Origin of the sequence: Algoriphagus marincola DSM 16067, from assembly GCF_000429405.1 — a bacterium.
Lineage (GTDB): Bacteria > Bacteroidota > Bacteroidia > Cytophagales > Cyclobacteriaceae > Algoriphagus > Algoriphagus marincola.
In genome coordinates, this window is the sequence record NZ_KE386900.1 from 92,702 (window position 1) to 103,682 (window position 10,981).

Sequence of the window (10,981 nt, forward strand, 5' to 3'; positions counted from 1 at the left end):
CAGGTAGGTCCTCACTCACGGATTTATCACAAAAAAGATTTGAATCTTTTTACCTACGAATCTGCCTGAAAGGAAATACCACCGGAGACTCATTGCCATCTTTTCCGACTGCTGCCACTCCGAAGTAGTAGTTATCGATCACGATTCCTTCCAAAGTATGCTCATTCACGCCTGAGACGTAGACAAAATTATCCCATGTAGGGGAAGTCGTCAGTCGGAAATAAATCTTATACCCGGCAATATTGGGATCATTACTTTCTTCCCAAGCCAAGGTCGTGGAAGGGCGAACAGCACCACCTATCCGCACATCCTTTGGTGCTGGAGGTGCCCAAGCTAAGCCAGCAAGGGAAATAGCATTGACCGAGGTGAGTTTTTCGGCATAGTCAAAATTCACCCCTTCGATTACATCGCCATAGGCTATCCCATCCTCTACTCGGATATCCTGATGCTGACGATTGTAATTTTCATGCGCTTCCATGATTCTCACTCCAGCAAAACCCAAATCATTGAAGGGTCTATGATGGCCACCCCGGCCAAAACGATCCAAACGGTAAATCATCATCGGGTTCATTTCTGGCATATAGGTTTTCACCTGCTTGTGGATATATCGAGCTAATTGACGGGAAATTCCATCCACTTCCCCTCCTGTGAATCTTCGGGCTCTGCGCTCTTGCTCTGACTCATTGGCGGGTGTAGGTTCGGAAAAAATCCGGAAAGTCCGGTTATCAATGACTCCATCGACACCTTCAATATTCCCGATCATGTCATTATTCAGGACTCCGACGATTTCCCAATCCTTCTGTCGGGAATACTGAGCCAATCCCTTTCCTCCAAAAAGCCCCTGTTCCTCTCCGGACAATCCAGCAAAAACAATACTGTGCTTGAACTTATATTTAGATAAAACTCGGGCTGCTTCTATAGTGCCGGCCATACCGGAAGCATTATCATTCGCCCCGGGGGCATCAATTTCAAAATTCATAGTATCGGAAGCTCTTGAATCAATATCCCCTGACATGATCACATGAGAATTTGGATAATCCGTTCCTCTTAAAATCGCTACCACATTCACCACATAGGCATCTTTTGGGACACGAAGATTACCCTCTGCTGTCACAAAGTCCTTCTGATAAAAAACCTCCAAACATCCTCCACATTCAGCAGATATCTTATCAAACTCGGCTTTAATCCATCTTCGTGCTGCTCCGATTCCCCTTGTGTCCGACAGCGTATCGGAGAAGGTATTTCTGGTACCAAAGCCCGCTAAGGTTCGGATATCTTTTTCGATTCGCTCAGAAGAGGTATTTTCAATAATTTCATAGATCCGGGTATCGATCTGCGAAGGTGCTTCTTGCGCATGGCTAATGCCGATCAAACCAACAAACAAAATGGGTGTAAGGAATCTGAATGGTAACATGAATTGGTGATTTTAGATTGGGAATATGAGAAAAAGTACTCTTGCGAGAAAATGAAATCTATATAAGCGGATAAAAAGTATTTCCTAGGCTCCATAAAAAGTATATCCCCCTTTCATCAATCAAGAAAATTATGGCCAAAATGAAGCTAAAGGTCCAGAATCCGGATGCTTCAAACTTCCCACTTCATGCTCCCAGCCAGATAAGTAGAAAAAATGCAGCGATGGGCATTATTGTGGATAATCATACTTTAATTTTCATCCATTTGGCTTTTCAGGAAATACATTTACAGTATTGAACATCCTAAGAAATTTCCCGACTTCCGAAAAAAAATCAACCTTGAGTGTAATTATTTCAAAGATCTGCCACTAACCTAATAAAAGACCACTTGAGCAGAGACTTCTACAAATCTTCCATTTTGCCTTACGCTGGGATCATCATCAAAATCTGTCGAGCCTACACAGACACCGAAGAGGATTTTGAGGATTACTACCAGGAAGTCTGCCTGCAAATCTGGAAAAGTAAGGATCGCTTTCAAGATCAGTCTGAATGGTCCACTTGGGTTTATCGGCTGACTTTGAATGTTTGCTTGACACTTATGCGGAAAAGCAAAAAGCAGAAAAGTTACGAAAGCAATGAGCTCAGCCCAGGAGATCAAAAGGAGGAAAATGCTCAAGCTATCTCAGATGAATCGCTAAATCAGCTTTACGCTGCCATCCGGGAACTCTCAGAAATTGATCGTGCGGTGATCCTACTGTATTTGGAAGAAAAGTCCTATCAGGAAATCGCCCAAATCATGGGAACAAACCCGAATAATATCGGGGTAAGAATCAAACGAATTAAAGAACGACTAAAAAAGAAATTAGATGGAAAAGTCAATTGAACAAATCTGGAAAGAGGGTTTCCTCAAGCAGGAGGCCTTGATAGCACCAAAGGTCAACGAGCTCTACAACCGAAAATCTATCCACTTAGTGGAGAAGTTTCAACGCATGTTTAAAATTAACATTTGGGGTATAATCATCGGTGCAAGCTTGATTCTAATCGCATCCTTAGGAGCAGGGGCAGGTCTGGCTGGCTTGATCATATTTATCACACTATTGGCTGTGGCTTATTCCGCCAAGTTGGATTCGGATGGCTTGAAGCAGCTGGACAAGGGACAAAGTAGCTTTGAATACTTGAGTTCATTCAGAGAATGGATTCAGCAGTCCATCGAGAAATACGGTAGCCTTTACCGCATAGTATATCCAGTTTTTATTTTGACTTTCTATTTTGGTCTTTGGTTTTCAGATCTACTGGAACCCATCCGTGAGAAAGTAGCAGAAAACTCAAGTAATTTGATTTTTGGAATGCATGTACCCACCACGCTGCTCATTATCGGAGGCGCTATAGCTATGGGCTATTTTGCAAAGCGAATACACCGGGAGGATGTCGAACTGATGTATGGAAAGGTCCTGGGAAAACTGAATGAAGCCTTGGCAGAAATGGAGGAACTGAGAACAACGAAATAATTGAACTGATAAAGGAGCAATAAAATTCTTTTAGAAAAGCTCACATGCAGAATGTGGGCTTTTTTGCATTAAAAAATACTATGATCCCAAGACCAAAACCCTAGCTTCTCCACAAATAGGGAAACAGAATATACCCGGCTGCCGCTACGATGGCATTGATCGCTGCCAAGGCTATCAACTTATCCACCGAAACAGACCAATCCAGCCCGTCCAAGGCATTTTTGGAGATGCGGATAGCCATCAGCAAAATCGGGATAATGACGGGAAAACTCAAAATAGCCATCAAAGTCGCATTATTACCCGCCTTAGAGGCAATTCCTGAGACCATGGTCAAGCTCGCCGAAAAACCCATAGCGCCCAGTACCAAATTCAGCAGAAAGAGTCCATGATCCTGAACTGGATTGCCCAAGATCACCGAAAAAACCCCATAGCCTAAAAGGGCCAAAATCAGCGTCAAACCGGTATTATAGATAATTTTCGAAAGAATGACGGCCTCCGGTGAAGCGATCATGTAGTAGTAAAGTTGTCGCCCCTGATGCTCTTGCACAAAGCTTTTGGCCACAGCATTCACCGCCGAAAAAAGCATGATGATCCAGTAGAGTGCATTCCAGGTAGGAATTGAAAGGTTTCCCATTTTGGCTCCCACAGAAAGGTAGGTGATAAAAACTGCCGATACCACATAAAGTAAAATCCCATTGAGCGCGTACTTTTGACGCCACTCTAAGGTGATTTCTTTACGAATGAGAACGGAGATTTCTTTCCACATGGTTCAAAGATAGGGGCTAAGGCCGAAACTCCTTACACTCCAGGAAAGGAGATCCCTTTTACACGTCGGTACAGATTGAGCGCATACTTGTCGGTCATCCCTGAGATATAATCGATAAGTGCTCTAAGTAATGGATAAGGATTTACCTCTTCTCCCCAACCTTTCAGTGGGAAGTCCTCTGGGAGCAATCTTAAAATACTCTTATCCTGACCGGAGAATCGGCTTGGTGCGTAGAATTTGTGGTACAAGGCCTGTCCAAAAACCTCCAAAAGTCCTTCGAGTACCTGAAAGCCTGCCGCTTCCTTTTCCAAAACTAATTTGGAGCGGTAGATCTTCTGAACAGACAAATCTGTAATGGCTTGAAGCGCTTTGGCAGCAGGAATCACATCGGTCAGAGCCTTGTCAAAATTCCCTTTGCACATGCTTTCCTCATATTGGGCAAAAGCCTCTACCGTTTGCTGAATCAAAGCACCAATTGCCAAAGCACGCAAAGCGCCTAGATTTTGAGATTGGGTGCGGTTCTCGAGCTTTTTAGCATCAAATTTTTCCCCTAAAATGGGCTGAAGCAGCTTCACCGTCTCCTCAAAACTCACCAAACCCATGGTGCAGCCATCTTCCAAATCAATAATGGAGTAGCAAATATCATCCGCTGCCTCTACCAAAAAAGCCAAAGGATGACGCAACCAGCATTCATCACTGGACTTCTCTATTCCCAGAAAATCAGTCATCTGCTCAAAGTCTGCCAGCTGATTGATGAAAAACCCAAATTTCTTCTGACTTCTCCGGGCCACATCCCGATGGGCAATTTGACTGGGTCTAGGATACTTGGTAAAAGCCGCTAATGTCGCATAGGTCAGTTTCAAACCGTACTGTTTGGAAACCAACATGCGGAAACCTTGGGCATTTCCCTCAAATTGGCATAAATCAAACCACTGCTCGGGACGGAGATGCTTTTGCCAAGCAAGTCCTGCGGGGTGAAATTTGAAAAAATCCGAGATAGCTTCTTCACCAGCATGACCAAAAGGAGGATTTCCGATATCATGTGTCAGCGCCGCAGCCGCTACGATACCACCGATTTCGGAAGCCGAAATTCCTGATTGGGATAACGATGGGTATTTCTCTAAAAGAAACTCTCCGGCAGCTTTTCCCAAGGATCGACCGACAGAAGATACTTCCAGACTATGTGTCAGTCGGGTGTGAACAAATGCCTGTTCTGGCAAGGGAAAGACCTGTGTCTTATCCTGCAAATTGCGGAAGGGAGCCGAAAAAATAATCCGGTCATAATCCACTTCGAATTCACTTCTTGCAGCTTGTGTGGGGATAAACCCCGGTTTTTCTCCAAATCTGCCCCGGCTCAGGAGGCGTTCCCATTTCATCATGCCCAAAATTAAGAAGCCTTGGAAAGAATCCACGGGTTTTTGAAGAATATCAGTCCTAGAAGCAACATAAAAAAAGCAACAGGTAATTCCTGCTGCTTTTTCGTTTAGTTGATCATTGGTTATAATTAATCCTTACTAGCAAAATCAGGATAGGCACGCATTCCGTGTTCATTGATATCAAGGCCTTCAACCTCCTCTCGTTGATCCACTCGAATTCCTACTGTTCGTTTCAGGGTGTATAAAATCAAACCTGAGAAAAGCACGCAGAATAATCCGACTGCTCCAACACCAGTTAGTTGAGAAAGGAATTGGCTCCATCCAGCCAAATCACCAAAAATTCCGACGGCTAGGGTTCCCCAAATACCTCCAACCAAGTGAACTGAAATCGCTCCTACAGGGTCATCCACCTTCACTTTATCAAAGAAAACGACAGCAAGTACGATCAAGCCACCTGCTATAAAACCAATGATGGATGATTCACCTACACCCATTTGATCAGCACCGGCAGTGATTCCCACCAGGCCACCCAAAATTCCATTGAGAACCATAGTGATATCATATGACTTGAACAGAAGGTAGGAAATCAACAAAGCTCCAAAAGCTCCGGAAGCTGCTGCAATAGAAGTCGTCACAAATACTTTAGAAACAGCACCTGGATCTGCACTCAATACCGATCCTCCATTGAAACCAAACCAGCCAAACCAAAGCAAAAACACCCCAAAGGTGGCTAATGGTAAATTATGGCCCGGCATGGCGCTCATGCCCTTTTCTGTATATTTTCCAACCCTCGGACCAAGCAGTGAAGCTCCAATCAAAGCTCCCCAACCTCCCACAGAATGGACAATGGTGGATCCAGCTAAGTCATAAAAAGGAGTGTCTAAAGTATTTAAAAATCCTCCACCCCATTTCCACATTCCCACAATGGGATAGCAGATTGCTACATACAAAATGGAAAAGAAGATAAAAGGCCCCAATTTGATTCGCTCAGCTACAGCTCCGGATACGATAGTCGCCGCCGTTGCTGCAAACATTGCCTGGAAAATAAAATCGGTGTAATAAGTGTAGCCGATATTATAATTTGAAGAGTCCCAGCCTTCTGGCAGACTGAGGCCAAATCCTGCAAATCCAAAGACCGATCCTTCAAAACCGGCTCCTGGATACATCAAATTAAAACCCACCAAGGCATAAGTAAGTAGGCCGATGGCCGGAATGATGGTGTTTTTAAAGAGGATGTTGACAGTATTCTTTGCTCGGGTCAGTCCGGCTTCCAAGCTGGCGAAACCCAAATGCATGATGAAAACCAGAATCGTGGCCATCATCATCCATAGATTGTTGACGGTAAATAATTCTTGCATAGGTTTGAGAGAGTTCAGATAGGTTTAAGATGGTTAAAGGGCGCTTTCGCCAGTGTCATTGTTCCGGATTCGGTAGGCCTCCAATACATCGAAGACAAAGATTTTTCCATCCCCGATTTCCCCGGTTTTTCCTTCCCGGAGAATACATTGAATGACCCCATCTTTGAGTTCATCCGGTACGATGAGCTCTAGCTTTGTTCGCGGAATGTAAGCAGGTTCATAAGCCACACCTCGGTACATTTCTTGGCGAGCGTGCTCAAAGCCCATCCCCTTGATTTCGTAAAAAGAAAGGAATTTGACTCCTAAGCCCGAGAGACAATTATGAATCTCTTCGAAGCGGGAAGTCCGGATGATCGCTTCTATTTTTTTCATGTGCTTGTAATTTTTTTAAGTTGCCACTTAGCTTGTCCCGAATTTAATTCGGGAGAATCTCGCATGATGGATGGATCTTTCGATATGTCGAAATACACCACGCTCGATTTCATTTTCACAATAGGTTTTGAGGTTCTTTAGGAATTTGGCATGAAAGTAATTCAAAAATTAAATAAAAATCAAAATTAGGTTTATTTTTTATCCCAGATTGAAAAAATTTTTATCCAAAAAGTCAATTCTGGTTTCAATTTTACCCTTGCAATAAAAAATAATCAGTATTTCTGAAGGCATAAGGTTAAAAATAAAGCCTATCTATAAAAAATCAATTCCTTCTTACCTTGTGCTCCCCGGCAATTCGCTTAATTTTGCAGCGTTTTTTATCAGTGAAAAAGGATATGACTCAGAAACCAACTTTAGTAGTATTAGCAGCAGGAATGGGCAGCCGATATGGCGGAAATAAGCAGATTGATGGCTTTGGTCCCGGTGGAGAAACTATTTTAGAATATTCCATTTTTGATGCGATTCGGGCAGGCTTTGGAAAAGTAGTTTTCATCGTTCGAGAGGAAATCTTGGAGGTGGCCAAGGAAAAATTCGTTCCAAAATTGGAGAGTAAAATAGAAGTGGATTGGGTGATTCAATCCTTGGATAGCTTTGTGCCTGCGGAATTGAAGCAAGCAGACCGGGTAAAACCCTTCGGCACCGCCCACGCCGTTCTTTGTGCCAAAGATGCTGTCAAGGAACCCTTTGCCGTGATCAATGCGGATGATTTTTACGGAAAAGAAGCATTTGAGGTCTTAGGGAAATTCCTTTCCTCGAAAGTTCGTCCAGACTTACATGCCATGGTCGGCTATGCCATTCAGAATGTACTTTCCGAAAACGGAACCGTCAGCAGGGGAGTCTGCAAAACCAATGAAAAGGGGCAACTGATCGGAATGACTGAGCGTACATCCATCGCACGGGAACGAGAGAAAATTCTCAGTCGTGGAGAGGGCGAAGTAATTGAAATCGCAGAGAACACACCTGTGTCTATGAATTTTTGGGGCTTTCACCAGGAGGTTTTTGACGACATCGAGCAAATGTGGAATACGTTTCTCCCCGCCAATCTAGAAAACCTCAAATCGGAATTTTACATCCCAACGGTAGCCAATAACCTGATTCAATCAGGAAAAGCGGCGTTCGAGATTCTTCCCGGTGGCAAAACCTGGTTTGGGGTGACCTACACGGAAGACAAGCCGGTGGTCATCGAGGCATTGAAAAAGCTACACGAAAGCGGGGAATACCCTGGAGATTTGTGGAAATAAGGAAAAGAGGCCGAAGCCTCTTTTTTTTTATTAAAAAATCCGTAACCAAATTGGTAACATTTTTGTATATTTGGAAATGCGGATCATTGCAGTAAAAACCCTAAAGGAATGGTGTATTGCTTATCCAAAAGCAAAGCAAAGTCTTTTGGCTTGGCATGAAGAGGCCCTTTCCGCAGAATGGAATAGCCCAAATGAGTTAAAGTCGCAATTTCACAATGCTTCGATCATCTCAGACAAAAGAGTGATTTTCAATATTCATGGAAATTCATTTCGCTTAATTGTGGATATCGAATATCGATTGAAAATAGTCTTTATTGTTTGGTTTGGAACCCATCAGGAATACGACAAAATAGACGCAAAAATCATCAGCTATGGTAAAGCCAATAAAAAATAACAGCGAATACGAAAATGCTTTGGAGCGCGCTTACGATTTAATGCAACAAGAATTAGCACCTGAGTCAGAAGCTTCCGATGAGTTGGAGGTTCTTTCTATTCTTATCAAAGAGTATGAAAACGTTCATTTCCCAATTCCAAAACCTCACCCAATTGAAGCGATAAAGTTCCGGTTGGATCAAATGGGAATCTCCGAATCCGAGCTTTCTGAAATTTTGGGTGCCCGATCTAGAAAATCAGAGATCCTATCTGGAAAGCGAAAATTAAGCCTTGCTATGATTCGGAAACTTAATGAGAAATTAAAAATTCCCGCAGAGGTGTTGATCAGAGAGTATTAATTTTTAAAAAACTCCAGCCTCATTTTACTCCCTCTTCACCTTCCCCATTTCCACCCCAAAGAAAAAGACCTCCGAGTCGAGTTGGGCTAGGATAGCATGCGATCGCTCCGGTCTGGCATCGGTCAAAAAGATCTGCCCAAAGGTATAAAAAAGAAAATCCTTGACCTCGAACTTAAAATTTTTTTAAGATTTATTTTATTGATTTTCAATCTTTTAAAAATTATTTCACATCAAACTTAAAAATTGTTTTTGTTTTTGTTAATTAGTTGAACTTAAATGCTGCAGCAATCTACTTTATTTATTCACCGAAAACCGGTGTCTTAATTTGTTTAACAAAAAAATTTTCAAATCATGAAAAAAATTAAAGTTTTAGCCGTCTTATTTGGCATTTCAGTTGGAATTGTGAACCTATCCTTAGAGTCAAACGCAAAAAGTATTGGCAGTACCATTGGTGGGATAATTGATTGTCCGCTGTCTGGAAAGCCTTGTTCGTCTGACGCAGATAGTGATCAAAAGGAAAGATGTAAGATATCTGTAGGAGCAAGTCTTACACCTCGTGGACCTTTTCCGTCAGTATCTTGTTCTGAGTAAGATTCAACAAGTGCAGGGCATTCCAAGCCCTGCACAACCATACCTCTAGTTATTTCCCAAACAATGAAAATCTTTAGAGTCTTATTTTTCTTAAGTATTCTTTGTTCTTGTGTTCATAAAGAAACTAGAATAATGAGTGAAACAAAAATTTCTACCAGTAAAGGGGAAATAAATTATGATGGGCGAATCAATAGATTATTTGTTGATGACAATTCAATTCACATCGTAGGTTCACCATACGAAATAATCAGAAGTTACGATGACGATGGATCACTGATAAAGGAAACAGGAAAGAAAGGTCCGGCAAACTGGGAGATAAGCTCAGTTTGGTGGTATGATGAAAATGACAGTACCTACACCATCTATGATTACGGGAAGAATCTGATCAATCGATTTGATTCTGAAACCGATAGTTTACTTCTCAGCTATAAATTTGCATCTAGATCAAATGTAATTAAATACGATATTAATAAATTTCTATCTTCACAAATCAACGAAAAGGGAGATTTTGAATTCGTTTTGATTGATATAACAGACGGATCCTACAAGAAAAATTTTTCAATAAATGACATACTTGTTGCCTTAGGAGTGGAAGAAAAGAAAGATTTGGATTTTTTATTATATGGAGACTTTGCAGGTAGTCAAGAAAGCCCTGAAATCTTTATTTATTACTGCTTGAATGCCCCTATCTTTTTCAGGATTGATTTGGAAAAGGAAACTGTTCAGTTATATAAAGATTTTAGATATGAATTTATGCCAGAAGTTTACAGATCGGGCAATAATGTTGTGCTCAATCCAAATCAGAACTGGTTTGTTTCAGGAGCTATCATTAAGGATAAAATTTACTTATTAACCATTAAACAAAATGAATATTACGTCGAAATTGATTCCAAATGGTTTTTAGATATTTATGATTTGAAAACTGGTTTGTATGCGGAGAGTATTCTACTAGAAAGATCCGAAGATGAATATTTCCCATTTGAAATAAGGAATAGAGATAATGAAATAATAATAGGTTGGAATTTTGAAAAATTGAAAATTTATGAATTTGAGAAATAAATTCACCCATTTATTTCGTGAGCTGTTAGAATATCTTATATTGATATTTAATATATCCTCATTGATTATATTATTTGTAAAATTTGAAGAATTTTCAAATGTATTTATAAGGAGTAATTATCAATTTATTTCTGAAAATAATGAAATAATATTAATTTTTATAATCATTTTATTATTTATATGGTAGTGTCCCGATAAGTGTGTAAATGGTAGGAAAAGTTATTCTGGAATTTTTGGGCCCTTTGAAAGGCCAGGAAAAATTACGGAAATAACTTTTTCGGGGTACCTTCACACACTTAAAGCTATGAAAAAAGAAGATGCATTCAGCGAGGAATTCCTCAAGCAGTTCAAAAACGGAGAAGAGCTCTATGCTTTTCTCGGCCAACTTCAAAAACGGGGCGTAGAAGCCATCCTCGAAGGAGAGATGGATAATCACCTGGGCTATGAAAAACACGGGGAGTCCACCGGGGATAATACCCGGAACGGCCACAGCAGGAAGAAACTTCG

The 10,981-nt window shown here is 41.4% G+C and carries 12 protein-coding genes and 1 pseudogene; 8 read left to right on the forward strand and 5 right to left on the reverse strand.

Annotated elements, in window-relative coordinates; translation table 11 throughout:
* Nucleotides 1–49: 49 nt before the first annotated feature.
* Nucleotides 50–1,414: a M28 family peptidase gene (locus G457_RS0120420; protein WP_026948111.1), complete on the reverse strand. Its 1,365-nt coding sequence runs from the start codon at nucleotides 1,412–1,414 to the stop codon at nucleotides 50–52.
* Nucleotides 1,415–1,554: 140 nt separating this feature from the next.
* Between G457_RS0120420 and G457_RS23010 the strand changes: the two genes are divergently transcribed.
* The 3 genes from G457_RS23010 to G457_RS0120435 all read left to right on the forward strand — a co-directional run bounded on the left by G457_RS23010 (nucleotide 1,555) and on the right by G457_RS0120435 (nucleotide 2,920).
* Nucleotides 1,555–1,710 (forward strand): hypothetical protein, encoded by a 156-nt coding sequence (locus G457_RS23010; protein ID WP_155847210.1) that lies wholly within the window; start codon nucleotides 1,555–1,557, stop codon nucleotides 1,708–1,710.
* Between the two features lie 90 nt (nucleotides 1,711–1,800).
* The gene (locus tag G457_RS0120430; protein ID WP_026948112.1) at nucleotides 1,801–2,295 is read left to right on the forward strand and encodes an RNA polymerase sigma factor; all 495 of its coding nucleotides are present in this window, start codon (nucleotides 1,801–1,803) and stop codon (nucleotides 2,293–2,295) included.
* Complete coding sequence (locus G457_RS0120435) at nucleotides 2,279–2,920, forward strand: hypothetical protein (RefSeq protein WP_026948113.1); 642 nt, start codon at nucleotides 2,279–2,281, stop codon at nucleotides 2,918–2,920. Before G457_RS0120430 ends, G457_RS0120435 begins: the two co-directional genes overlap by 17 nt.
* A gap of 100 nt (nucleotides 2,921–3,020) precedes the next feature.
* Here G457_RS0120435 and G457_RS0120440 read toward each other — a convergent pair whose 3' ends face one another.
* From G457_RS0120440 to G457_RS0120455, 4 genes are all read right to left on the reverse strand, one after another.
* Nucleotides 3,021–3,686 carry a heme exporter protein CcmB gene (locus tag G457_RS0120440; RefSeq protein WP_026948114.1) on the reverse strand — a complete coding sequence of 222 codons (666 nt, stop codon included), beginning with the start codon at nucleotides 3,684–3,686 and terminating at the stop codon, nucleotides 3,021–3,023.
* Between the two features lie 32 nt (nucleotides 3,687–3,718).
* Nucleotides 3,719–5,062: a dGTP triphosphohydrolase gene (dgt, locus tag G457_RS0120445; protein ID WP_026948115.1), complete on the reverse strand. Its 1,344-nt coding sequence runs from the start codon at nucleotides 5,060–5,062 to the stop codon at nucleotides 3,719–3,721.
* A gap of 128 nt (nucleotides 5,063–5,190) precedes the next feature.
* A complete protein-coding gene (locus tag G457_RS0120450) occupies nucleotides 5,191–6,420 on the reverse strand; it encodes an ammonium transporter (protein WP_026948116.1) in 1,230 nt (409 codons plus the stop codon).
* Between the two features lie 33 nt (nucleotides 6,421–6,453).
* The gene (locus tag G457_RS0120455; RefSeq protein ID WP_024284113.1) at nucleotides 6,454–6,792 is read right to left on the reverse strand and encodes a P-II family nitrogen regulator; all 339 of its coding nucleotides are present in this window, start codon (nucleotides 6,790–6,792) and stop codon (nucleotides 6,454–6,456) included.
* 395 nt (nucleotides 6,793–7,187) lie between these two features.
* Between G457_RS0120455 and G457_RS0120465 the strand changes: the two genes are divergently transcribed.
* The 5 genes and pseudogenes from G457_RS0120465 to G457_RS0120495 all read left to right on the forward strand — a co-directional run.
* A complete protein-coding gene (locus G457_RS0120465; RefSeq protein WP_026948117.1) occupies nucleotides 7,188–8,093 on the forward strand; it encodes a nucleotidyltransferase family protein in 906 nt (301 codons plus the stop codon).
* A 76-nt stretch (nucleotides 8,094–8,169) separates the two neighbouring features.
* On the forward strand, nucleotides 8,170–8,487 hold the full coding sequence (locus tag G457_RS0120470; protein WP_026948118.1) for a type II toxin-antitoxin system HigB family toxin: 318 nt from the start codon (nucleotides 8,170–8,172) through the stop codon (nucleotides 8,485–8,487).
* Nucleotides 8,465–8,824, forward strand: coding sequence for a helix-turn-helix domain-containing protein (locus G457_RS0120475; protein ID WP_026948119.1), 360 nt, complete (start codon nucleotides 8,465–8,467; stop codon nucleotides 8,822–8,824). The genes G457_RS0120470 and G457_RS0120475 overlap by 23 nt, the downstream gene beginning before the upstream one ends.
* Before the next feature lie 723 nt (nucleotides 8,825–9,547).
* Nucleotides 9,548–10,474: a hypothetical protein gene (locus tag G457_RS0120485; protein ID WP_026948120.1), complete on the forward strand. Its 927-nt coding sequence runs from the start codon at nucleotides 9,548–9,550 to the stop codon at nucleotides 10,472–10,474.
* 304 nt (nucleotides 10,475–10,778) lie between these two features.
* Nucleotides 10,779–10,981: pseudogene (locus G457_RS0120495) on the forward strand (IS256 family transposase); the annotation flags it as partial.